Here is a 21,731-nt window from a genome sequence, read left to right as displayed (position 1 = left end):
GTTGGTCGGATGTCGCTCATCGTCGCCGACAGCCTCGTCAAGGAGTTCTCCCGCCCCGTGCGCGCCACGGGGGCGTTCTCGAGCATCCGGAGCGTGTTCAGCACGAGGCGGGTCACGAACCGGGCAGTGGACGGCGTCTCGTTGCGGATCGAGCCCGGCGAGATCGTCGGGTACCTCGGTCCGAACGGCGCGGGGAAGTCGACGACGATCAAGATGCTGACCGGTGTCCTCGTGCCGACGTCGGGCAGCGTGACGGTGAACGGGATCGTGCCGTGGCGTGACCGGTCCGCCAACGCCAAGACCATCGGCGCGGTCTTCGGGCAGCGCACGCAGCTCTGGCAGGACCTCCCGCTACGGGACTCGTTCGACATCCTCGCGAAGCTCTACGGTGTCAGCGCGGCGGACCACCGCCGGACGCTCGACGAGTTCGTCGACCTGCTCGACATGGGCTCGTTCCTCGACCGACCGGTCCGGAACCTCTCCCTCGGGCAGCGGATGCGGGGTGACCTCGTCGCAGCGATGCTGCACGAGCCGCCGGTGCTCTACCTCGACGAGCCGACGGTCGGCCTCGACGTCGTCGCCAAAGCGCGCATCCGGGAGTTCATCCGTGAACGTAACCGCACCACGGGGACGACCGTCATGCTCACCACGCACGACATCGGCGACGTCGAGCAACTGTGCGACCGCGTCGTGATCATCGACGAGGGCCGGATCCTCTTCGACGGCGACCTCGGCGCGCTCCGCCGCGCGTACCTCCCGCACCGCATGCTGCGCGTGCAGCTCTCGGCGGACGAGCCGACGGACTGGAGGATCGACGGGCTCCACCGTGCCGGCTCACGCCAGCAGATGGAGACCACCGTCCTCGACCTCCGCTTCGACCCGACGGAGGTCTCGACGTCGGAGGCGATCGCGCGGACGACGGCGGTGCTCCCGGTGGCGGACCTCACGGTCCGGGAGCCAGAACTCGAGGAGGTCATCACCGAGATCTACACCGCGCGCGCGGTACGGCCGATCGACACCGTCGCCGGGTCCGATCATGGCCGTTGACGGGCTCGCGGTCCGTGCCGCGCTCGTCCGACACGGTGTCCGCTCGGTGCTGGTGTTCCGCGCGGATCTGCTCGTCGGCACGGTCAGCACCCTGCTCCGTGTCATCCTCGTGATGCTCGTGTGGCGAGCGGTGTACGGCGACCGGGTGACGGTGAGCGGGATCGCCCGCGACGACGCGGTCGGGTACGCGGTCCTCGGCGCCCTGTTCGCCGTCGTGCTCCAGCCGTGGCAGTTCTCGTCGCTCCGTGACCGCGTGCGGACCGGCAACGTCGTGTTCGACATCATGCGACCGGTGAGCCTCATCACCCAGTCCACGGCCGACCAGCTCGGCACGACGCTCGCCGGTGTGCCGAAGGCCGTCGTGGGCCTGGCGCTCGCACTGGTGCTCGGAGCCGTCCCCGGGCCGGACACCTGGTGGCAGGCGGTCGCATTCGTCGTGAGTGCGCTCCTGGGGCTGGTCATCGCGATCCAGTGCAACCTCGTCGTCGGGCTGACGGCGTTCTGGACGACCGAGGTCGGTGGCGCGTACATGGTCTACAGCATGGCCGCCGCGTTCTGCTCCGGGTCACTCATCCCGCTGTGGTTCATGCCGGACGGTCTCGCGACGACGCTGCGGTTCCTGCCGTTCAGCGCGCAGATCTTCACGCCGCTGTCGATCTGGTTCGACCACGCTCCCGGGTGGCACGTCCTCGGCGAGCTCGGCCTGCAGGCCGGATGGATCCTGCTGCTCGCGGGTGTCTCCCACCTGGTCTGGCTGCGGGCACTCCGGAGGACGGTGATCAACGGTGGATGAGGCGGGCGCGACCGTGGTCCAACAGAGCCGAGCCGCGCCTCCCGGCCGACTGGGCCAATGGCGGATCCTGCTCGGTGCGGCGTTCCGGTCGAGCATCATCCACCGGGGGAACCTCGTGCTGATGGTGGCGGGCAGCGCCGCGCTGCAGGGGACCCAGCTGCTCTTCATCGGGGTGCTCCTCGACCGGTTCGGGGTCATCGCCGGCTGGTCGACGGCGCAGATCGCGTTCCTCTACGGGCTGCGACTCACCGCGCACGGTGTGGGGACGTCCCTGTTCGGGCAGCACCTCGCGACCGACTCGGTCATCCGGCTCGGGGAGTACGACCGGTTCCTCCTCCGGCCCGTGAGTCCGCTCGTGCAGCTGTTGACCCGGTACTTCAACCTCGGGACACTCGGCGACCTGGCGCTCGGGTTCGGCATCCTCGGGACGGCCATCGGTCTCGCACCCATCGACTGGACCCCGGGGCTCGTGGTCCTCACCGTCGCGGCGGTCGTCGGTGGCGGGCTCGTCGAGGCCGGGCTGCAGATCGGGCTCGCCGGCCTGTCGTTCCGGCTCGGGTCGACGCGGGACCTCAAGGTGACGGTCGACAACACGTTCACGGACTTCGGGGCGTACCCGCTGCCCGTGTTCGGTCCGGCCGGGGTCTTCGCGCTGACCTTCGCGCTGCCGCTCGCGTTCGTGGCCTACCTCCCCGCGACGATCGTGCTCGGCAAAACGGCAGAGCTGCTCGTACCGGTGTGGTTCGCGGCCGTCGCTCCGCTCGCCGGGCCGCTGCTGCTCGTCGTCGGCTGGTGGTTCTTCATGCGGCAGTCCCGGCACTACACGAGTCCCGGAGCATGACTGTCCGAGACCGGTCCGCACTCGTGACGTCGGTCCGGGGTGTCCTCGCCGGATGGCGCGGGTCCTCGTCACGGGGGCGCTCGACGACCGAGGTGCTCGGATCGATCGCGTCAGGCACCGCCGACGCGCACAGCGACATCGATCTCCGTTGGTCCGTCGGCGAGGAGGGCGACGCGGCGTTCCGAGCGCTCCCGGAGCTCCTGGCATCGGTGGACCCGGTCGAGTCCGTCCGCGTCGACCCCGACTCCGCCGGCCAGCGGAACCGCCGCCTGGTGTTCGTGCGGTTCGCCGGGTGGCCGCTCGCCTGGCGCCTGGACCTCGAGATCGTCGGCACGTTCGAGCGGTCGGTCGCGAGCGCGACATGGTCGCCGGCCGAGAGCGCGTTGATGAACGTCGTCGCCGCGGTGAAGGCCGTCGCGCGCGGCCGGGGCGACGTCGACGGACTGCTCGAGCGCGGGTTCGCGCGCGTCGGCGCGGTCGATCCTGCCGGGAGCGCCGTGTCACGGATGCGGGCGCTCAGCGAGGCGGCCGCCCGGTCCGACCCGGCGCAGCGCGATCTGGCGCGGCGAGTGAGCGAGGAGACCGACGCGCTGCGCTCGGAATGGAGGGACGGGTCAGGTCGGCCGTGACGGTTCCGGATCCGGATCGGTCACGTGGGGACCGGGCTCGGGTGCCAGGATCGGCGGTGGCGTGCGGGGCCCCGCGGCGAGCCGCCGGAGGAACCGGAGGGTCGGCACACCACGGACGCCGGCGAGCCGGATGGTGCGGTACGCCTTGCGGACCCGGAGCACCAACCCCGACGCATCCCGCACCGGGGACCCCGACACCGAGACCGCGAGCGAACGGTCGAGCACGGTCCGCCAAGCCGGATCCAGCTGGAAGGCGAGGTCGACGTCGTCGTGCACGAGCGGATCGGCACGGTGCACCCGGCCCCGGACGGCACGCCAGACCGCAGCGGTGAGGAGCATGTTCGAGCCGAAGAGCGGCGGACGGGCGAGTGCCGCCGTCATGAGCAGGAAGTAGGCGCGCATGTAGGCGGCCTGCCAGAACAGGCTCGCGAGTGGACCGAGCCCGCGGAAGTGCCCGGGTCCCGTCACCGCGGCGACCATCGGGTCGTCGAACCACGCGACGGCTCGTTCGATCCAGTCCGCGGGCACCACCGTGTCGGAGTCGATCCGCGCGATGAGCTCCCCGCGCGCGGCGTCGTACCCGCGGGCCGCGGCAGCGCCGATCGCGCGGACCGGTTCGTGGAGCACAGTCGCCCCGGCAGCCAGCGCCACGTCGGCACTGCCGTCGGAACTCCCGTTGTCGACGACGATCACCTCGTCAGCGGGACGGGTCTGAGCGGCGAGGGCGGCGAGGCATGTCCGGAGCTGGTCGGCGTCGTCGAGCACGGGGACGACCACGGTCACGTGCAGCGTGTGCGAGGCGCCCGCCGTGTCAGCGATACTGCTCGACCATCGGACAGGCGAAGGGGTCGCGTGCCGCGAGCCCGACACGGTTGAGGTACCGCACGACGATCACGTACGAGTGGACCAGGCTCGTCTCGGTGTACGGCACGTCCCGCTCGGCGCAGAACTCGCGGACGAGGATGCGGGCGGCGCGGAGGTTCGGCCGGGCCATGTTCGGGAACAGGTGGTGTTCGACCTGGTGGTCCAGGCCGCCCATGAAGTACTCGACCCACCGCCCGCCGTGGATGTTCCGGGACGTGAGGACCTGACGGCTGAAGAAGTCGACCTTCTGGTCGTGCTCGATGATCGGCATGCCCTTGTGGTTCGGCGCGAACGCGATCCCCATGTAGAAGCCGAACACCGCGAGCTGGACGCCGAGGAACGTCGCCGCGAGCCCCGGCGGGAGGAACCAGAACAGCACCCCGAGGTAGAGCACGAACCGCACGAGGAACACGCTGCCCTCCGACCATCGGCCTCGCACCCCCGTCCCGGTGAGGTACGTGCGGATCGACTGCCAGTGCAGGTTCGCGCCCTCGAGCAGCAGCATCGGGAAGAACGCGTACCCCTGCACACGGACGAGGACGCGGAGCAACCCGGTGCGGCTGCGGGCGTCCTCCTCGCGGAACGAGATCGCGTCGAAGGAGATGTCGGGGTCACGGCCCACGGTGTTCGGGTTGCCGTGGTGCCTGGTGTGCTTGTTCATCCACCACGCGTAGCTGATGCCCGCGAGGAACGTGCCGCCGTAGCGGGCGGCCCGGTCGTTCCAGGCGTTCGACGCGAAGACCTGTCGGTGCGCGGCCTCGTGCGAGAGGAACGCGAACTGGGTGAACAGCACGCCGAGTCCGCCGGCCACGAGCAGCTGCCACCAGCTGTCGCCGAGCATCGAGAAGGCCGTCCACGCGCTCGCGAGCCCGGCGACGAGGACCGCGAACACGGTCCAGTACCAGCCGGTGCGGCGGCCCATGAGCCCCTCGGCCTTGGCACGGCGGAGCAGCTCCGAGTAGGACGACGTGCCTCGCTGTGCTCCGACCCGGGGGCCGGTGCGGAGCCATCCGGCGTCCACCACGGGGTCAGAGCTCCAGCTCGTGGCTGACCACGGCGCGGGCGACGTCGCCGAGCGGGAGCCGGTTCGAGCGCGCGTGCCCGCGGAGGATGCGGAACGCCTCGTCCATGTCGACCTGTCGCGTGTGTGCGAGGAACCCCTTCGCCTGCTCGATGACGACGCGGCTGTCGAGCGCGCGCTGCAGCTGCTCCTGCGCGACGGTCGCGTGCTCGAGGACACGCTGCTGCAGGATGCTGATCGTCGCGACGTCGGTGAGCGCCTGCGCCGCACGGGCGTCCTCCTCGTTGAGGGCGCCCTCGGTCTCGCGGAACAGGTTCATCGATCCGAGCGTGGCGTCCCGCAGTCGGAGCGGGATGGAGTGGACCGACGCGTAGCCGGACTCCCGGGACGCCTCGGCGAAGACCGGCCAGCGGCGCTGCATCTCGGCGGTGTCGACGACCGACACCGCGCGGCCGGTCGTGAACGCCTCGACGCAGGGTCCCTCTCCAGACGTCAACTGGAGCAACCCGATGAAGTTGCTCCGCTCGCTCGTGGACGCGACGACCTCGAGGACGTGGTCGTCGTTGGCCAGCAGGATCCCGGCGGCCTGCGCATCGAACAGCTCCGTCGCCTCGTCCACGAGGCGCTGGAGCAGATCGACGACGTCGTAGTCGGCCACGAGCGTGTCGGTGAGACGCACGAACGTGTCGACGAGGCGGTGCTCACGTGTCTGGGTCATGATCGGTGCTCCCTGGTTGGCTCTCGGAGGCCGTGGGTGGTGCAGATGGTCCCTCGGATCCGGACCCGGATGCGGAACCGGATCCGGATGCGTTCCGCGAGGATACGTCGGGGGCTGTGAAGTCCAGTGTGCGGGACACGACGTCCGCGGCGATCTGGCTGACCGACCGGTCCGAGCTGAACGCGTGCCCCCGGAGGATCAGGAGGGCATCCTCGACGGTGACGGACAGCTGCGCCGCGATCATCCCGGATGCCTGGTGGATCTCACGTCGAGAGTACTCACCCGCCGGCAGGTCACCGGTGTCCGCGCGCTCCACGGCACGGAGCGCCCGGTGCAACACGTGTCGTGCGGCGATGCCGGCCAGTGCGGTCGCGTCGGAGACGAACGCCTCGGTCGGGTCGGCGGCGGCATCGGTGTACAGGTCGACGGCTCCGACGCGGATGGTGCCGATCCGCATGGGGAACGCGAACACCCCGCGGAAGTCCGCGTGCTGGAGCGCGAGCAGTGCCGTCGGCCAGCGGTCCGACACGGCCGATCTGACGTCCGGTGTCAGGACCGGACGATCGGTGCGCATCGCCTCCCAGCATGGACCCTCGCCGAGGTCGAGCTGGATCTCGTCGAGGAGCGCCGCGCGGGCGCTGCTCGCGGAGACGGTCTCCGTGTCGAACGGTTCCGCCAGCGTCGAGATGCTCACGCCGGAGACCCGCAGCGCCGCGATGAACGGCGGCGACAGATCGGCATCCGTGCCGGCGGCCTGCAACGCCGCGGCCGCGACGACGAAGTCACTCATGGCGGCGTCTGCACCGCTCGCACGTGTCCTGCATGGGTGCACTCCCTCGTCCCAGCTTCGATGTGCAGCGCGCTGGGTCCGGGTGCCTGCGGTGTACAACCTACCGCGCCGACGGACCCGCCGACACTTCCCCGCACGAGGAAGCCCCTTGCGGGATCGAGCGCGCCGGGCATACTCTCCATCACGGCCGCCCCGGACCTCGGTCGCCGGATCCCCGATCCGATGTCGACAGGAGGCTCCCCATGGGTGACCAGCTGTCACCATCCGCCACGACGGGGGCCTTCTCCGCGAGGTTCGACACGGACGACCCCGATCGCGCGAAGGTCCTCCTCCGCCGGTACGCCGGGGCCGAGGTGGAGCTGATCCCGACACGCTCGGCCTTCCGGTTCCGCTCCGGCACGACGGGCGACGCGGACGTGTCGCTCCAGTCGTCGGCGATCAGTGCCCTCGTCTCGGGGCCGTTCGACTTCGGCGACCAGTACGTCGTCCTCTGGCTCACGGCGGGTGCGGGGTCGGTCGGCATCGGCGGGTTCGAGACGCCGCTCACGACGGGCCGCCCGGTGATGCTCCCTCCGGGTCGGGTCGTCCTGCATCTCGACGATGCGCGACAGAACCACGTGCACTTCCGCGCGGACTTCCTGGACCGGGTCGCTGCCGACGCAGGCATGCCGGGGAGCGCGCCGAGCGGCTCGATCGCGGGCGCGGTGCCCGCCGACGAACAGCTCGCCGGCTGGACGGCATCCGTGCGGACCGCCGCGGTCGCACTGCTCGAGCCCGTCGCTTCGATGACCGGACGGGCCCGCCGGGCGTGCAACCGGGAACTGGCCGAGGCGACCGTCCGGACCTTCCCCCGGTGGGCACCGGTGCCGGCGTTCGACCGACCCGTCCGGGCCCCGCGTGTGCAGCGCGCGATGGACTACATCGAGGCGTCCGCCGGTCTCCCGATCAGCACCGAGGACATCGCGGCCGCGGTCGGGCTCTCGGCGAGGGGGTTGCAGCAGGCGTTCCAGCGCGACCTCAGCACCACGCCGCACGACTACCTGCGGAACGTCCGACTCGGCAACGTCCGGCGGGACCTGCTCCGCTCGAGCATCGGCAGAGCGTCGTCACCGGCACGACCGTACGACTCGGTGAGCACGACCGCGGCGCGGTGGGGGTTCGTGCACCTCGGACGGTTCTCGGCGGCGTACCGGGCTCGGTTCGACGAGCTGCCGAGCGCCACGCTCCGAGGCTGACCGGAGTCATCCGGCGGCCCCCCGCTCGACGATGCTCCGCGTGGTCGCCGCGATCGCCGCCCGGTCCGCGTCGGACAGTCCCGCCCGCTCGAGGATCCGCTCGAGGACGTCGCTCTTGCGCCGCAGGTAGTCGTCGATGTCCACCGCCGATCCCGCCGCCCGGCGCTTCACGGTCGCGTACTCGTCGCGGAGCTCTGGGTCTGCGCGCAGGACGCTCCGGACTGCGAGGTGGTTCCGCAACGGGAGCGAGCCGTCGACCATCACCGACGTGTTGCTCGGCGCGAACCGTTCCGGGGTCACGAGGGCCGCCCGGCCCGGTATGCCGAGGTCCCCGAGCGGGGTGAAACCGATCCGTGCCAGAGCCTCCGTGGCTCCTTCGACGTGCTCGACAGCGACCACGACGTCGATGTCGATCACGGGCTTCGCGGCCAGCCCGGGAACCGAGGTGCTGCCCACGTGCTCGATGCTCAGGCACGGAACGTCGGCGGCGAAGAGTGCTTCGGCGTAGGCCTCCCGGAGCTGCATGTACCGCGCCGGCCACGACGATCGGTACTCGACGACCTCGACCACGCCGCAACGCTACCCTGACCCCGTCTCCCGTCCCCGTCCCCGTCCCCACCGCCCGGGTAGGATGGCGTCGCAGTTCGAACACCCAGCGTGTATCTACCGGCCGTCGAGCACAGTTCGTCGGACCACGGCGGCACCCCGACACGAGGCCCGCCACGACTGCCGGGCCCTGAGGCACCGACCCATGCTCCACACCCGTCCCGCCGGCGGCTCCCTCATCGCGCACGCCGGCCGCACCTACTTCCCCGTGGCGTTCATCGCCAGGCTCCCGTTCGCGATGATGGTCGTCGGTGTCCTGACGCTCGTCGTCGCGGAACGCGGATCGCTCTCACTCGGCGGTGTGAACTCCGCGTTCGTCGGCATCGGGTCGGCGCTCTTCGGCCCGATGCTCGGTGCCGCGGCCGACCGACTCGGGCAGCGCCGTGTCCTCGTGCCGATCGGCATCGTCAACGGGGTCCTCCTCGCTCTCCTGCCACTCGTGGTCCAGAGCGGGTCGCCCGACGTCGCGGTGCTGGCGATGTCGTTCCTCATCGGGGCGTCCGCGCCCCAGGTCGCCCCGATGTCGCGCACGCGGCTCGTCGCGATCATCCGGACCCGGCTCGCCCCGGAGCGTCGTGAACGGACCCTGAGCGGCACCATGGCGTACGAGTCCGCCGCCGACGAGACGGTGTTCATCATCGGTCCGTTCCTCGTCGGGCTGCTCGCGAGCGCGATCGCGCCGTGGGTCGCCCTCGCGGGTGCCGCCGCGCTGACGTTCGTGTTCGTCACGGCGTTCGCGCTCCACCCCACCGGCCGGCTCGCGGTCGGCCACAGCGCCGAGTCGGTGCAGGCGCCTGCCCGGGAGCTCCTCCGACCGGCGCTCGTGGCCGTCGTCGTCGGGATCCTCGGAGTCGGACTCTTCTTCGGAGCGACCCTGACGTCGCTCACCGCGTTCATGGGGGACCAGGGCGAACCAGCGCGGGCGGGACTGCTCTACGGGCTCATGGGCATCGGGTCTGCGGGACTCGCACTCGGCTCGGCGGCGTTCCCGGAGCGGTTCGCGCTCGGCTGGCGGTGGTTCGTGTTCGGGGCGGTGCTGCTCGGCGGTGCGATCGCCTTCGCCACGGCGGGGTCCGTCCTCGCCGTCGCGATCGTGCTCGCGGTGATGGGCGTGGGCATCGGTCCGACGCTGGTGTCGCAGTACAGCCTCGGCTCGGACCGTTCACCGGTGGGGCGCTCGGCGACGACCATGACGATCCTCGGCTCGGCGGTCATCGTCGGCCAGTCGATCGCGTCGGCGGTCACCGGCGAGGTCGCCGAGCGTCTCGGGACGCCAGCCGCGATGACGCTCCCCGCGGTCGCGGCGGCGATCGTGGTGCTCGCGGCTGTCGCGAACCTGCTCCTGACCCGCAGAGCGGCGACGGCAGCGCTCGGCGCACGCGCCTGACGGACGGGAGGCACGGCACCAGCTGGCACCGTCCCTCCAGTCCGGAACGCGGTCCGGTCCGGTCCGGTCCGGTCCTGTCCGGTCCTTCGATGAGGATGCACGAACGCGGGGTCCGACCTCGGTCAGACCCCGCGTTCGTGCATGCTCGACCGTCCGGAGGGCGACCGTGATGCTTGCTAGTGGCGCGGCTTCCGCTCCGGACGGTCGTCGCGGTCGTCGGCACGGCGGGGTGCGCCCCGGCGGTCCGGCCGGATGGCGATGAGCACACCGCTGATCCGGGTGTCGCGGAGGCGGTCGAGCACACCGGGGTCCATCGACGCCGGGAGCTCCACGATCGAGAAGTCCGGGCGGATCTGGATCTGCCCGAAGTCGTCGCGGCCGAGTCCGCCCTCGTTCGCGAGCGCGCCGACGATCTGCCGCGGCTCGACGCGGTGACGTCGACCGACCTCGATCCGGTACGGCGCCATCGGCTGGCTCGAACGACGGCGCTCCGGACGGTCACCGCGGTCGCTGCGGTCGCCTCGGCCACCGGACTGGTCATCGCGGTCGAACACGCGCGGGCCGCGGTCCTCGGCGGCGCGACGCTGGCGCTCGGTGGCGGGGTCGAGGAGCAGCGGCTCGTCGCCCTGCGCCACGACCGCGAGGGCCGCCGCGACGTCGTTCTCCGGCACGTCGTGGTGCTCGACGTAGTGCGCGATGATGTCGCGGAACGCCGAGATGCGGTCCTGCTGCTCGAGCGCGGCCGTGATCGCGTCGTCGAAGCGGGTCAGGCGGGTGACGTTGACGTCCTCGACCGTCGGCAGCTGCATCTGGGTGAGCGGCTGGCGGGTGGCCTTCTCGATGGCGCCGAGCAGACGGCGCTCGCGGGGCGTGACGAAGCTGATCGCCGCACCGCTCCGGCCGGCGCGCCCGGTGCGGCCGATGCGGTGCACGTAGGACTCGGTGTCGATCGGGATGTCGTAGTTCACGACGTGGCTGATGCGGTCGACGTCGAGACCGCGGGCGGCGACGTCGGTCGCGACGAGGATGTCGAGCTTGCCGGACTTCAGCTGGTTGACAGTGCGCTCGCGCTGCGCCTGGGCGACGTCACCGCTGATCGCCGCTGCGGAGTACCCGCGGGCCCGGAGCTTCTCGGCGAGCGTCTCGGTCTCGCTCTTGGTGCGGACGAAGACGATCATGCCCTCGAAGTTCTCCACCTCGAGGATCCGGGTCAGGGCGTCGACCTTCTGCGGGTACGACACCATGAGGTAGCGCTGCGTGGTGTTCGCCGACGTCGTGGTCTTCTGCTTGACGGTGATCTCGGCCGGGTCGTCGAGGTACTGCTTCGAGATGCGGCGGATCTGCGCGGGCATCGTCGCCGAGAACAGCGCGACCTGCTTGTCGTCCGGGGTCTCGGCGAGGATCGTCTCGACGTCCTCGGCGAAGCCCATCTTGAGCATCTCGTCGGCCTCGTCGAGCACGAGGTACTTGAGCTCGGACAGGTCGAGCGTGCCCTTGGCGATGTGGTCCATGATCCGGCCGGGGGTGCCGACGACGACGTGGACGCCGCGGCGGAGGGCGGACAGCTGGACGCCGTAGGCCTGGCCGCCGTAGACGGGGAGCACGTGCACGCCGCGCATGTGCGCCGCGTACTGCTCGAACGCCTCGCACACCTGGAGCGCGAGCTCACGGGTGGGGGAGAGGACGAGTGCCTGCGGGGCCTTCTGGCTGACGTCGAGGCGGGAGAGGATCGGCAGCGCGAACGCCGCCGTCTTGCCGGTGCCGGTCTGGGCGAGGCCGACGACGTCGCGGCCGTCGAGCAGGGTCGGGATGGTGGCGGCCTGGATGGCCGAGGGGGTCTCGTAGCCGATGTCCTTGACGGCCTTGAGGACGGCGTCACTCAGCCCGAGGTCGGTGAAGGTGGTCACGGGGGCGCTGTCGGCCTCGTCCGTGGTCGCCTCGGTTCGGGCGTTCGTGTCGTTGCTCATGGGAGAACGGTACTGGGTGTGGGCCGTTCGCGCGTACTCGGGGTGCCTCGCGGGACCCGCGGGACTCGCGGGCGCGGGGAGTGCGCGGCCGCCGGCCACGGAGACGGCGCGAGCACTCCGGCGGGGTAGCGTGCTCGCATGCGGGTCGACGACGAGCGTGGGGACGGGTTCCGTCTGCGGCGGGTCCTGACCGGAGCCGTCGGGATCGTGCTCGGTGTCGTCGTGGTGCTCGGGGCGACGCTCGGCAGACCGCTGGTGTTCTCCGGTCCGCGGTGGTCCCCGGACCTGCCGCAGCAGACCGTCCGTCCGGAACCGCTGCCGTCGGACACCCCGTCCGCGACCGTCGCGCCGCAGCGGCTGGGCGCCGGCACCGGCGGGACCCTCGACCTGAGGTGGCTCCTCGTCGTCGCCGGGGTCCTCGTGCTCGGGGTGATCGCGATCCTCGTCGTGTGGCTCCTGCGTCGTCGTGCGCGACGCCGCGGTCCCGCTCCTGCGCTCCTCGTCGACGGGCTGTCCGTGGGCGTCGGTGCCGACCCCGCCGAGCCCTCGCTCACCGAGGGCACCGCCGCCATGCGACGCGGTCTCCGGCGAGCGCTCGGCGTGCTCGACGATGCTCGGACACCGTCGGACGCCATCACCGAGGCGTGGCTCGGCCTGCAGGAGTCCGCGGAGGACGCCGGTTTCCGTCGGGGCGCGGCCGAGACCCCGACCGAGTTCACCGCGCGGATACTCCGACGGCTCGACGTCGACCCGGGCGCCCTCGAGACGCTCCGGCGCCTCTACGCATCGGTGCGTTTCGGCGGCGTGGTCGCGTCCCCGGCGGACGTGGAGCGCGCGCGGGAGGCGCTCCGGACGCTCGACCTGCAGTGGAGCGCGACCGGGGGAGCCCGCCCGTGAACCGGGTGCGGAACGGGATCGACGGACGCCGGGTCGTCGGCGTCGTCGTCACCGGCGTCGTCGTCGGCGGCCTGCTCTGGTTCTTCGGGCTGTCGGTGCCGCAGGCGCTGATGGTCGTCGCCGCGGTCATCGCGGTCGGCGTGACGTTCGTCGCGCTCCGCGAGGACGGTCCGCTCGGGTGGCCGGTCGAGCCGGTCCGGTCCACGCCCGGCGCGCGCAAGGACGTGCAGTCGCTCGGGTGGGCGCTCCGATCGCGGGGCGGGGTGCCGGAGCGGGTGATCCTCCGGCTCCGGGCTGTGGCGCGTCGGCGGCTCGCGGCGATCGGGTTGGACCTCGACGACCCGCTCGACCGCGATCGGATCGTCATGATCGTCGGAGCCGGCCCGTACGACGTGCTGACCCGCACCACGCGGCCGGAGCTCGACCTCGGCTCGTTCACCGCAGTGCTCACCGCCGTCGAGGTGATCGGGAGCACGAGCGCCGGGACCGCCGACCGCACCTCTACCGGCACGACTGACCGCACCACCGCCCAGATCGCCGACCGCACCGCCGCCAGGACCGTCGAGAGGAAACCGTGACCGACACCAGCACACCGCAGGACCCACCCGCCGAGCCCCCGATGAGCGTCGCCGAGGTCGCCGACCTCGGCCGTGCCGTGCTCGACGCCGTCGGGACCGCGGTGGTCGGCATGCGCGACTCGCTCGAGCTGGCCCTCGCCACGCTGCTCGCCGGCGGTCACGTGCTCTTCGAGGACGTCCCGGGGCTCGGCAAGACGCTCGCCGCCAGGAGCCTCGCCGCCGCGTCCGGCCTCGACTTCCGACGACTCCAGTGCACGCCGGACCTCCTGCCGGCGGACATCACGGGCTCGTTCCTCTTCGCCCCGGCGACGAGCGAGTTCGTGTTCCGGCCGGGTCCGGTCTTCACCGGGCTGTTCCTCGCCGACGAGATCAACCGCACGCCGCCGAAGACCCAGTCCGCGCTCCTCGAGGCGATGGCCGAGGGCCAGGTGACCGTCGAGGGCGAGGCGTTCCCGCTCCCCAGGCCCTTCCACGTCATCGCCACCGCCAACCCGATCGAGTACGAGGGCACCTACGCCCTGCCCGAGGCGCAGCTCGACCGGTTCATGGTCCGGCTCGCCGTCGGCTACCCGTCCCCAGAGGACGAGCAGCGGGTGCTGATGAACCGGGTCGACCGCGCCGCGGAGGTGGCGACCGTGGCGGGCGTCGTCACCGCCGGCCAGCTCCTCCGCATGCAGGCCGCGGTCGAGCGCGTGCACGTCGACGCCGACATCGCCCGGTACTGCGTGGACCTCGCCGGAGCGACGCGCGCACACCGGGACGTGCAGGTCGGCGCCTCCCCGCGGGGAGCGCAGGCGCTGATGCTCGTGGCGCGTGCCCGCGCGGTCCTCGATGCCCGCGACTTCGTGCTCCCGGAGGACGTCAAGGCCGCGGCCGGCCCGGTGCTCACCCACCGGATCTCCCTCACTCCGCAGGCGTGGGCGAACGGCGTGGACCCCGCCGAGGTCGTCCGCTCGGCCGTCGCGCAGGTGGCTGGACCACCGACGGTCGGCAGGGACCGCGACGGCGTGGGGGCACGCGTTGGTCGCGCAGGCGACGTCGGACGGGAGGCCCGGTGAGCGTCGACGACGCTCCCCACGTCGACGAGCGGGTCGCGTCCGCACCGACGCGGTGGGTGTTGCAGCCGACGGTCGCGTTCGCGATCGTCGCCGGGACGTTCCTGGCGGCACTCGCGCTCCTGACGCACCGTCCGCTCTTCGCGCTCGTGGCCCTGCCGGTGTTCGGGACGGTCGCCCTCGGAGCGCGTCGGCGGACCCTCCCCGAGGAGCTGCGCTCCGGCCTCGCGCTGGGGCTGCCGGACGCCGGTGCGGGGGTGTCCTACCGGCTCCGGGTCGACGTGCCGAGCTCGGTCGAGGCGGTCGCACTGTCCGTCGTGACCGCGGACGACCGGCGGCACCGTGTGGTCGTCGACCGGAGGAGTGCCGAGCGCCTCGCCGGGACGGTCCCCGTGACGCACTCGGGTCCGCAGGAGATCGCGCGGGTCCACGTGTCCGCGATGGCGGACGGAGGACTCCACGTGAGCCCACCGACGGCGGGTCCGACCGCCGGCACCGTCGTCCCACCACCGCACCTCCGACTCGAGGACCTGCCGATCCCGCTCCGGGTCCTCGGCATCACCGGGGCCCACGACTCGACGACACCGGGGGAGGGCGGTGCGTTCCGCGACGTGGCGCTCTTCACCCCCGGCGACCGACTCCGACGCATCGACTGGCGGCGGACGGCACGGCGCGCGCAGCATCCGGGCGAGCTCTACGTGCGGCGGACCCTCGCCACCGCCGACGCCCTCGTGGTGATCGTGCTCGACGACCGGGACGACCTGGCAGCGGACGTCACGGAGTGGTCCGGCACGCACCGTGCCTCGGGCGGGTCGCGGTCGCTCGACCTCGGACGTGAGTGTGCGACGTCGCTCGCCACGGCGTACATCGGCGCTGGGGACCGCGTCGGGTTCCGCTCACTGAGCGGTGCCGCGCGGTCCGTCGAGCCCCGCGGCGGCACACGGCAGCTCGATCGGCTGCGGTCCACGATCGCGACGGCGGCAGCACGCGGGGACGTCACGGAGCGCGTGCGGGAGCCGCTCGTCCCGACGGCATCGCTCGTGGTCGTCGCATCGACCTTCGTGGACGACGCCGCCTCGACGATGGCGGTCTCGTGGGCCGGGCGAGGACACCGGGTCGTCGCCGTCGACGTCCTCCCGCGGACGGACCTGTCCACGGCGAACCGGCAGGACCGAGCCGCGTTCCAGCTCGTCGCACTCGAGCGCGAGGAGCGCCTGGCGACGATGCGAGCCGCGGGTGTGGACGTCATCCGCTGGGACGCACCGCACGCGGGCGGCCCGGCCGTGGCGCTCCGACTCCTCAGCCGACCGCGGCGGACCCGGTGACGGACCCGGTGCGCCTCGCCCGCGGGGCCGTCGGCCGGGGTGCGCCGATGGTCGGCCGGACGGTCCCCGGATGGAGCGTCACCGCGCTCGGGGTCGTCGCCGGTGCGGGTGGTGCGTTCGTCGCGGTCGGGTCGGGCGGCTGGCTGGCGCTGGCATTCGCACTCGTCGTCGCTGGTGCGGTGTTCCCCCGCGGGCCGTTCGCCGCGCTCGTGGTCGTCCAGATCGCCGTCGCGGCCGTGAACGACTCCGCTCCCGGGCCGTGGCAGGTCGCCGTGGTCATCGGGACGACGCACCTCGTCCTCGCTGTGTCGTTCCTGGCCGCGTGGATCCCGAGGGGTGCACGCGTCCAGCTCCGAGCCCTCCGGCGGCCGGCGCTGCGGTTCGCGGCGGTCGACGCGTTCGCGCAGGTGGTCGCGGTCCTCGTGACGGTCCTCTCCGGCGGGCCGGTCGTCGGCGCTCCCGGCTCCGGCTCGGCGGCCGTGTGGATCGGGATCGTCGGTGGCATCGCCCTGCTCGGGCTGGCGGTCTCGCTGCTCGTGCCGGTGTTCAGGCCGTCGTCGACGGACCGGTGACCGCGGGACCGCTGCTCTCACGGACGACGAGGCGGTGTGGGGCGAGCACGACGCGGCCCCGTCGCGAACCCGACGCGGTCGACTCGCCGTCGTCCTCCGGCCCCTCGATCTTCGCCAGGGCGAGGTCGAGCGCGCGCCGTGCGATCGCTCGCTTGTCGGGGCTGATGCTCGTGAGGGAGGGCGTCGCGTACCGACCGTCCTCGACGTCGTCGAACCCGACGAGGGCGACGTCGTCCGGCACGGCGACGCCCCGGGTGAGGAGGGTCCGCAGTGCGCCGAGTGCCAGGGGGTCGGAGAAGCAGAACACGGCGTCCGGGGGATCCGCGCTGTCGAGGAGCCGGGCCATCGCCGCGGCACCGTCCGCTCGACGGAACCCGGGCACTTGCTCGACGAGCGTCTCGTCGACGACGCCACCCGCGGCCTCCAGTGCGTCCCGGTACCCGTCGAGACGGAACGTGCTCGCACCGGCGGCCACGTCCGTCCCGGGACCCCGGTGCCCAGCACCGGGGTCGGCCTGCGCACCGATCGCGGCGATCCGCCGGCGTCCGCCGGCGATGAGGTGCTCGACGGCCTCGCGCGCGGCCAGACGGTTGTCGATCATGACGTGGTCGTGGCCGGCGAGCACGTTCTCGCCGAGGAACACCAGCGGACGGTCGGGGCCGAGGTCCGCGAGGTCGTCGCCGTGCAGGGCGAGTGCCTCGACGATGAGTCCGTCGAACACCGACCCCGGTCCGAGGCGGTCGATGAGCTGCCGCTCCCGCGCGAGGTCGCCGTCGGTCTGGTCGATCACGACGGTGACCCCACGGCGAGCGCCCTCCTCGACGAAGGCGCGGGTGAGCTCGGCGAAGTAGGGGGTGTCGAGGTCGGGGAGCACGAGGCCGAGGAGCCCGGAGCGGCCGCGCCGGAGGTTCCTGGCCAGCTCGCTCGGTCGGTAGCCGAGGTCGTCGATCGCACGGAGCACCCGGGCGCGGGTGTCGTCGGCGACGTAGTGGTGGCCGGTCACGACGTTGCTGACGGTGCGGACGGACACACCCGCTGCCTCCGCCACCGCGCGTCGTGTCGTCATGCGGACACCGTACCGGGGTGGGGTGCCCGCGCCGATGCCGGAGGGCCGGGTCAGCTCGGACGCGTTCACGCGACGAGGCTTTCGCCAGAGACGACGATCAGCACGACGACACCCGGATCGTTCCCGGTGACGTCGCGGTCGCGATGCGGTCGGCGCGAGCGGCCAGTTGCCGAATGGTGTCCACCCGGCGTCTCTCCCGGTCCCGGTCCGAGTCCGCGACGCCAGGAACACGAGCGATGAACCGGACGAGATCGAGGAAGACGTGGGAGACACATGCCCGGAAGACCTCGACGGGCGCGGAGGCAGAGCCGGCACGGACGATCAGCTCGAATGCGTCGGGTTCGATCCGTGGTGCTGTGAGCAGGGTGGCGTAGTCGAACGCACGCGTGCCGCTCCCGATCGCCTCGATGTCGACAACAGCGGTGACCGTGACGTCCCCTGGGATGCCCGACCGGTCCACGAGGACGTTGGCGGGTCGGAAGTCTCCGTGCACCATGTCGCGGCGGGGCCAGTCGACCTGCTCGGCCTCGACGGCCAGTTCCCGGCATCGGTCGATCAGGGCCGATCCAGAACCACCGCCGATGTCTGTCGCAGCTCGGAATCGGTCGATTCCACGTCGACGTTCGACGGCCAGGTGGTCGTTCCAGCATCGATCCGGGTCCGGATCGAGCCCGTGCTGCTGCTCGATGACCTGGACCAACGCTTCTGCGCACGATCTGTCGACGACCTCGATCGACCGGCCGGGCACGAAGTCCTGCACCTGGTAGGCGAGTCCGCTCGCCGTCGTCCCTGTGGCGAGCCAGTCGGGTGTCGGGTAGCCGCCTCTCCGGACCGCTCGGACCGCTTCGGCAGCGCGGAGGACCTGGGCGGACCAGTCGGCCGTCTGCGCGACCTTCAGGACGGCGGTCGAGCCACCCGGTCCATCGAGACGCCACGCACCGGACTGGACGCCGCCGGCGAGACGTTCGCCCAGGACCCATCCCGATCCGTCTGCGTTCAACGCACGGACGGCTGCAGTCAAGCCCTCCGACCCGGTCATCCCCGTCACGCTACCTGCATCTGGATCCAGCGTCGCGGGCTCGTGGCCGGCATGCTCCGCCTGGCCGCCTGGCGCCGACCGCGGACGGTGTCCGTGCCCGCGTGAGAACATGTCGGTCCGACCGCAACGAGAGAGTCACCACCATGCGCAAGACACTGCTCATCGTCCTCTGCTTCTTCTTCCCGTTCATCGCCGTGCTGCTGAACGAGGGCCTCAGCATCCACGTGCTCTGGGCGTTCCTGCTCCAGCTGCTCGGGCACATCCCCGGCGTGATCTACGGCATCTACCGGATCGTCAAGGACTGATCCGAGCTCCGGACCTGCCGGAGATGGCGCCGGTCGCCGGAGAGGACGCACGGGGGCGGCTCCTCGAACTCCTCGCGCTGCCGTCGCCCGCATCGCTCGAGCCGCGCGCCGTCCGCAGCGAACACCTCCGGTCGGCTGACGGGATCCGGTGGAACCGCATCGAGCTCGACACGGTCGACGGGGACACCGTCCCGTGCCTGGTGCTCACTCCGGACGAGCAGGTCGGCATCGACGTCATCGCCGTGCACCAGCACGCGGACGACTTCGGGATCGGCAAGAGCGAGCCGGCCGGACTGGCCGGCGACCCCGCGCTGGCGTCCGGCGTCGCGCTCGCTCGGCGGGGTGCGCGGGTCGTGATGCCGGACCTCGTCGGGTTCGAGGAGCGCCGCCGGGACTGGTCAGACGACCCGGCTGCCGACGAACGACTCGACGCGTTCCACCGCGTGGCGGACGGCAGCAGTCTGCAGGCGAAGCACACGCTCGACATCGCCACGGTGACGTCGTGGACGATCGGCACCGGCACCGGCACCGGCACCGGCACCGGCACCGGCACCGGCTTCGCGGAGCTCGGGATCATCGGGCACTCGCTCGGCGGGCAGGTCGCACTGTTCGCCCTGGCCGTGGACGACCGACTCACCCGCGGTGTCGTGAGCTGCGGACTCGGGACACTGGCATCGTTCGAGACGGCCAGGATCGCGCACAACCCGGCGTGGTTCGTGCCGGGACTGGCGGCAGCCGGGGATGTCCCGCTCATCGCTGCGGCGATCGACCAGCCCGTGTTCGTCGCGGCGGGTCGGGACGACCGGCTCTTCCCGCTCGACGGCGTCCGCGTGGCCCTCGACGCCTTCCGACCGGGCGTGCTCACCGCGGACATGTTCGACGGTGGTCACGAGATGCCGGACCACGTCACGGCCAGCGCGATCGAGCATCTCCTTGCACCGACGCGGAGGCCTCGGTAGCGTCGTCGGACGCCGTTCGTGCATCGATGCACGAACGTCCGGCACCCGACGAAGAGGACGCGATGACGCAGCCCACCCCGACCAGCACCACCCCCACCAGCACCAGCACCAGCACCACCCCCACCGTCCCGAAGCCCGAGCACCCGCGCCCGCAGCTGGTCCGTCCCGACTGGCTCACCCTCAACGGGACCTGGCAGTTCGAGATCGACCGCGGGGACTCCGGCCTCGAGCGTGGCCTCCGCACCCGCGAGCTCGCGGGGGAGATCCTCGTGCCGTTCGCCCCCGAGTCGAAGGCGTCCGGCGTGGAGGACACCGACTTCCTGCACGCCGTCTGGTACCGCCGCACGGTGCAGATCCCGGCGGACTGGGCCGGGCGCGACGTCCTCCTGCACTTCGGCGCGGTCGACCACGACGCCACCGTGTGGGTCGACGACGTCGAGGTCGCCCGGCACCGCGGCGGGTTCAGCTCGTTCACCGCGTCGCTCGCGGGCGTCGTCACCCCCGGCACCGAGGCGACGATCGTCGTCCGGGCGAGGGACACCCCGACCGAGCCGCAGGCCCGTGGCAAGCAGGCGACCTGGTTCGAGAACACCGGGTGCAACTACACGCGGACGACCGGTATCTGGCAGTCCGTCTGGCTCGAGCCGGTGCCCAGGGCGCACATCCGCGCGCTCGATGTCGTGCCGCAGCGTGCGGACTCGAGCTTCCTGGTCACGGCCGACCTCTCCCATCGCACCGCCGGCCTCCAGGTCGAGGCGACGCTCTCCGACGCCACCGGCGAGGTGGTGACCCGCCGGATCGCGGCGGACGACCTCGCGCCACGCCTGACGCTGTCGATCCCCGAGGACCGGGTGCGCCTCTGGTCGCCGGAGGACCCGCACCTCTACGACCTGACCGTCCGCCTGGTCGACCCCGCGGACCCCGACGCCCCCGTCGACGAGGTCGTCTCCTACGCCGGCCTCCGCTCCGTCGCGATCGACGGCAACCGCATCCTCATCAACGGTGAGCCGGTGTTCCAGCGTCTCGTGCTCGACCAGGGGTACTGGCCGGACACCCTGATGACCTCGCCCGACGACGCCGCACTCCAGCGCGACATCGAGCTCTCGATGGCGGCGGGATTCAACGGCGCACGCCTCCACCAGAAGGTGTTCGAGGAACGCTTCTACCACCACGCCGACCGGATGGGCTACCTGGTCTGGGGCGAGTTCGGCGACTGGGGCGTCTCCGGCCGCGGCCCCGTCGGACACAACCAGGAGCCGACGGCGTCGTTCATCACCGAGTGGCTCGAGGTGCTGCGCCGCGACCGCAACCACCCGTCGATCATCGGCTGGTGCCCGATGAACGAGACGCACCAGGCGCTCCACGACAGTGTCACGCTGCTCGACGACGTGACGCTCGGCATGTACCTCGCGACGAAGGCCGCCGACCCGACCCGACCGGTCATCGACGCCTCCGGGTACTCCCACCGGGTCCGCGACGTCGACGTCTACGACTCGCACTCGTACGAGCAGGACCCGGCGGCGTTCCGGACGGAGCAGGCCGGGCTCGCGGACGGTCGGCCGTACACGAACGACGAGCACTTCCCGACCGAGGACCACGCGAACCCGATCTCGTACCCGTACATCGGGCAGCCCTACTTCGTCTCGGAGTACGGCGGGATCTGGTGGAACGCCGCGCGGGCACAGGAGGAGTCGGACGACCCGAACCGCGAGACCTCGTGGGGCTACGGTCAGCGGGTCGCCGGGGTGGAGGAGTGGCACGCCCGCTTCGAGGGCCTCACCCGGGTGCTCCTCGAGAACCCGGACATGTTCGGGTACTGCTACACGCAGCTCACCGACGTGTTCCAGGAGGAGAACGGCATCTACGACTTCGACCGGAACCCGAAGTTCGACCTGGAGCGCGTCCGGGCGGTGCAGGTCACACCGGCGGCCTACGAGCAGCGCGACTGAGCGCGCGGGCCGGCGGTCCGCCGGCATCCGGTGACGGACGGGAGGCACGGGCCGACCACACGTCGGACCGCACCTGGTGCGGTCCACG

The 21,731-nt window shown here is 71.9% G+C and carries 22 protein-coding genes; 14 read left to right on the top strand and 8 right to left on the bottom strand.

The window, feature by feature from the left end:
* The first annotated feature begins 9 nt into the window (after positions 1 to 9).
* Genes ASF23_RS01540 through ASF23_RS01525 form a run of 4 tightly spaced genes read left to right on the top strand, consistent with a single transcriptional unit; the run spans position 10 to position 3,310 of the window.
* Entirely contained in the window at positions 10 to 1,047 is a 1,038-nt protein-coding gene (locus tag ASF23_RS01540; protein ID WP_055947937.1) for an ABC transporter ATP-binding protein, read from the top strand.
* Positions 1,037 to 1,840, top strand: coding sequence for an ABC transporter permease (locus tag ASF23_RS01535; RefSeq protein ID WP_055947935.1), 804 nt, complete (start codon positions 1,037 to 1,039; stop codon positions 1,838 to 1,840). Before ASF23_RS01540 ends, ASF23_RS01535 begins: the two co-directional genes overlap by 11 nt.
* A 13-nt stretch (positions 1,841 to 1,853) precedes the next feature.
* Positions 1,854 to 2,681 carry an ABC transporter permease gene (locus ASF23_RS01530; protein ID WP_200919279.1) on the top strand — a complete coding sequence of 276 codons (828 nt, stop codon included), beginning with the start codon at positions 1,854 to 1,856 and terminating at the stop codon, positions 2,679 to 2,681.
* On the top strand, positions 2,678 to 3,310 hold the full coding sequence (locus ASF23_RS01525; protein WP_055947932.1) for a hypothetical protein: 633 nt from the start codon (positions 2,678 to 2,680) through the stop codon (positions 3,308 to 3,310). Before ASF23_RS01530 ends, ASF23_RS01525 begins: the two co-directional genes overlap by 4 nt.
* On the opposite strand, the gene ASF23_RS01520 is transcribed toward ASF23_RS01525, so the two are convergent.
* The 4 genes from ASF23_RS01520 to ASF23_RS01505 are packed head-to-tail and all read right to left on the bottom strand — an operon-like array spanning position 3,296 to position 6,703.
* Positions 3,296 to 4,093 carry a glycosyltransferase family 2 protein gene (locus ASF23_RS01520; protein ID WP_200919278.1) on the bottom strand — a complete coding sequence of 266 codons (798 nt, stop codon included), beginning with the start codon at positions 4,091 to 4,093 and terminating at the stop codon, positions 3,296 to 3,298. The genes ASF23_RS01525 and ASF23_RS01520 overlap by 15 nt on opposite strands.
* Before the next feature lie 28 nt (positions 4,094 to 4,121).
* On the bottom strand, positions 4,122 to 5,195 hold the full coding sequence (locus tag ASF23_RS01515) for a fatty acid desaturase family protein (RefSeq protein WP_442855004.1): 1,074 nt from the start codon (positions 5,193 to 5,195) through the stop codon (positions 4,122 to 4,124).
* 7 nt (positions 5,196 to 5,202) lie between these two features.
* Positions 5,203 to 5,913 carry a GAF and ANTAR domain-containing protein gene (locus ASF23_RS01510; RefSeq protein WP_082473698.1) on the bottom strand — a complete coding sequence of 237 codons (711 nt, stop codon included), beginning with the start codon at positions 5,911 to 5,913 and terminating at the stop codon, positions 5,203 to 5,205.
* On the bottom strand, positions 5,897 to 6,703 hold the full coding sequence (locus tag ASF23_RS01505) for a GAF and ANTAR domain-containing protein (RefSeq protein ID WP_082473697.1): 807 nt from the start codon (positions 6,701 to 6,703) through the stop codon (positions 5,897 to 5,899). The genes ASF23_RS01510 and ASF23_RS01505 overlap by 17 nt, the downstream gene beginning before the upstream one ends.
* Before the next feature lie 242 nt (positions 6,704 to 6,945).
* Between ASF23_RS01505 and ASF23_RS01500 the strand changes: the two genes are divergently transcribed.
* On the top strand, positions 6,946 to 7,938 hold the full coding sequence (locus ASF23_RS01500) for a helix-turn-helix transcriptional regulator (RefSeq protein ID WP_055947924.1): 993 nt from the start codon (positions 6,946 to 6,948) through the stop codon (positions 7,936 to 7,938).
* Positions 7,939 to 7,944: 6 nt separating this feature from the next.
* Here the strand turns inward: ASF23_RS01500 and ASF23_RS01495 are convergent, their stop codons facing one another.
* Positions 7,945 to 8,508, bottom strand: coding sequence for a GrpB family protein (locus ASF23_RS01495; protein ID WP_055947922.1), 564 nt, complete (start codon positions 8,506 to 8,508; stop codon positions 7,945 to 7,947).
* A gap of 181 nt (positions 8,509 to 8,689) precedes the next feature.
* On the opposite strand from ASF23_RS01495, the gene ASF23_RS01490 reads away from it, so the two are divergent.
* Positions 8,690 to 9,931 (top strand): MFS transporter, encoded by a 1,242-nt coding sequence (locus ASF23_RS01490; RefSeq protein WP_055947919.1) that lies wholly within the window; start codon positions 8,690 to 8,692, stop codon positions 9,929 to 9,931.
* A 176-nt stretch (positions 9,932 to 10,107) separates the two neighbouring features.
* Here the strand turns inward: ASF23_RS01490 and ASF23_RS01485 are convergent, their stop codons facing one another.
* Entirely contained in the window at positions 10,108 to 11,898 is a 1,791-nt protein-coding gene (locus tag ASF23_RS01485; protein WP_055947916.1) for a DEAD/DEAH box helicase, read from the bottom strand.
* Positions 11,899 to 12,036: 138 nt separating this feature from the next.
* On the opposite strand from ASF23_RS01485, the gene ASF23_RS01480 reads away from it, so the two are divergent.
* From ASF23_RS01480 to ASF23_RS01460, 5 genes are read left to right on the top strand one after another with little or no spacing between them, the layout of a single operon-like run.
* Complete coding sequence (locus tag ASF23_RS01480) at positions 12,037 to 12,795, top strand: DUF4129 domain-containing protein (protein WP_055947914.1); 759 nt, start codon at positions 12,037 to 12,039, stop codon at positions 12,793 to 12,795.
* Complete coding sequence (locus ASF23_RS01475; protein ID WP_156364033.1) at positions 12,792 to 13,373, top strand: hypothetical protein; 582 nt, start codon at positions 12,792 to 12,794, stop codon at positions 13,371 to 13,373. The genes ASF23_RS01480 and ASF23_RS01475 overlap by 4 nt, the downstream gene beginning before the upstream one ends.
* 41 nt (positions 13,374 to 13,414) lie before the next feature.
* On the top strand, positions 13,415 to 14,431 hold the full coding sequence (locus tag ASF23_RS01470; protein WP_055949055.1) for an AAA family ATPase: 1,017 nt from the start codon (positions 13,415 to 13,417) through the stop codon (positions 14,429 to 14,431).
* Positions 14,428 to 15,753 carry a DUF58 domain-containing protein gene (locus ASF23_RS01465; RefSeq protein ID WP_055947906.1) on the top strand — a complete coding sequence of 442 codons (1,326 nt, stop codon included), beginning with the start codon at positions 14,428 to 14,430 and terminating at the stop codon, positions 15,751 to 15,753. Before ASF23_RS01470 ends, ASF23_RS01465 begins: the two co-directional genes overlap by 4 nt.
* Positions 15,750 to 16,325, top strand: coding sequence for a hypothetical protein (locus ASF23_RS01460; protein ID WP_055947904.1), 576 nt, complete (start codon positions 15,750 to 15,752; stop codon positions 16,323 to 16,325). The genes ASF23_RS01465 and ASF23_RS01460 overlap by 4 nt, the downstream gene beginning before the upstream one ends.
* Here the strand turns inward: ASF23_RS01460 and ASF23_RS01455 are convergent.
* Both ASF23_RS01455 and ASF23_RS01450 read right to left on the bottom strand, forming a co-directional pair.
* The gene (locus ASF23_RS01455) at positions 16,300 to 17,391 is read right to left on the bottom strand and encodes a LacI family DNA-binding transcriptional regulator (protein ID WP_055949051.1); all 1,092 of its coding nucleotides are present in this window, start codon (positions 17,389 to 17,391) and stop codon (positions 16,300 to 16,302) included. The genes ASF23_RS01460 and ASF23_RS01455 overlap by 26 nt on opposite strands.
* A gap of 97 nt (positions 17,392 to 17,488) precedes the next feature.
* Positions 17,489 to 18,430, bottom strand: a complete 942-nt coding sequence (locus tag ASF23_RS01450) for a phosphotransferase family protein (protein WP_055947901.1) — start codon at positions 18,428 to 18,430, stop codon at positions 17,489 to 17,491.
* Positions 18,431 to 18,573: 143 nt separating this feature from the next.
* Here ASF23_RS01450 and ASF23_RS17645 point away from each other — a divergent pair, with 143 nt between their 5' ends.
* From ASF23_RS17645 to ASF23_RS01440, 3 genes are all read left to right on the top strand, one after another.
* The gene (locus ASF23_RS17645) at positions 18,574 to 18,735 is read left to right on the top strand and encodes a YqaE/Pmp3 family membrane protein (protein ID WP_082473694.1); all 162 of its coding nucleotides are present in this window, start codon (positions 18,574 to 18,576) and stop codon (positions 18,733 to 18,735) included.
* A 23-nt stretch (positions 18,736 to 18,758) separates the two neighbouring features.
* Complete coding sequence (locus ASF23_RS01445; RefSeq protein WP_055947898.1) at positions 18,759 to 19,694, top strand: alpha/beta hydrolase; 936 nt, start codon at positions 18,759 to 18,761, stop codon at positions 19,692 to 19,694.
* Between the two features lie 62 nt (positions 19,695 to 19,756).
* Positions 19,757 to 21,643, top strand: coding sequence for a glycoside hydrolase family 2 protein (locus tag ASF23_RS01440; RefSeq protein WP_055949048.1), 1,887 nt, complete (start codon positions 19,757 to 19,759; stop codon positions 21,641 to 21,643).
* Positions 21,644 to 21,731 lie beyond the last annotated feature (88 nt).

It is taken from the genome of Curtobacterium sp. Leaf261 (genome assembly GCF_001422205.1).
Classification (GTDB): Bacteria; Actinomycetota; Actinomycetes; order Actinomycetales; family Microbacteriaceae; genus Curtobacterium.
This window is presented reverse-complemented; position numbering and strand designations above follow the sequence as displayed.

Bases quoted from the DNA above. Each gene is read 5' to 3' on its own strand.
- ASF23_RS01540 (WP_055947937.1), top strand. From the start codon at position 10: ATGTCGCTCATCGTCGCCGACAGCCTCGTCAAGGAGTTCTCCCGCCCC.
- ASF23_RS01535 (WP_055947935.1), top strand. From the start codon at position 1,037: ATGGCCGTTGACGGGCTCGCGGTCCGTGCCGCGCTCGTCCGACACGGT.
- ASF23_RS01525 (WP_055947932.1), top strand. From the start codon at position 2,678: ATGACTGTCCGAGACCGGTCCGCACTCGTGACGTCGGTCCGGGGTGTC.
- ASF23_RS01510 (WP_082473698.1), bottom strand. From the start codon at position 5,913: ATGACCCAGACACGTGAGCACCGCCTCGTCGACACGTTCGTGCGTCTC.
- ASF23_RS01505 (WP_082473697.1), bottom strand. From the start codon at position 6,703: ATGAGTGACTTCGTCGTCGCGGCCGCGGCGTTGCAGGCCGCCGGCACG.
- ASF23_RS01500 (WP_055947924.1), top strand. From the start codon at position 6,946: ATGGGTGACCAGCTGTCACCATCCGCCACGACGGGGGCCTTCTCCGCG.
- ASF23_RS01490 (WP_055947919.1), top strand. From the start codon at position 8,690: ATGCTCCACACCCGTCCCGCCGGCGGCTCCCTCATCGCGCACGCCGGC.
- ASF23_RS01485 (WP_055947916.1), bottom strand. From the start codon at position 11,898: ATGAGCAACGACACGAACGCCCGAACCGAGGCGACCACGGACGAGGCC.
- ASF23_RS01480 (WP_055947914.1), top strand. From the start codon at position 12,037: ATGCGGGTCGACGACGAGCGTGGGGACGGGTTCCGTCTGCGGCGGGTC.
- ASF23_RS01470 (WP_055949055.1), top strand. From the start codon at position 13,415: ATGAGCGTCGCCGAGGTCGCCGACCTCGGCCGTGCCGTGCTCGACGCC.
- ASF23_RS01455 (WP_055949051.1), bottom strand. From the start codon at position 17,391: ATGACGACACGACGCGCGGTGGCGGAGGCAGCGGGTGTGTCCGTCCGC.
- ASF23_RS01450 (WP_055947901.1), bottom strand. From the start codon at position 18,430: ATGACCGGGTCGGAGGGCTTGACTGCAGCCGTCCGTGCGTTGAACGCA.
- ASF23_RS17645 (WP_082473694.1), top strand. From the start codon at position 18,574: ATGCGCAAGACACTGCTCATCGTCCTCTGCTTCTTCTTCCCGTTCATC.
- ASF23_RS01445 (WP_055947898.1), top strand. From the start codon at position 18,759: ATGGCGCCGGTCGCCGGAGAGGACGCACGGGGGCGGCTCCTCGAACTC.
- ASF23_RS01440 (WP_055949048.1), top strand. From the start codon at position 19,757: ATGACGCAGCCCACCCCGACCAGCACCACCCCCACCAGCACCAGCACC.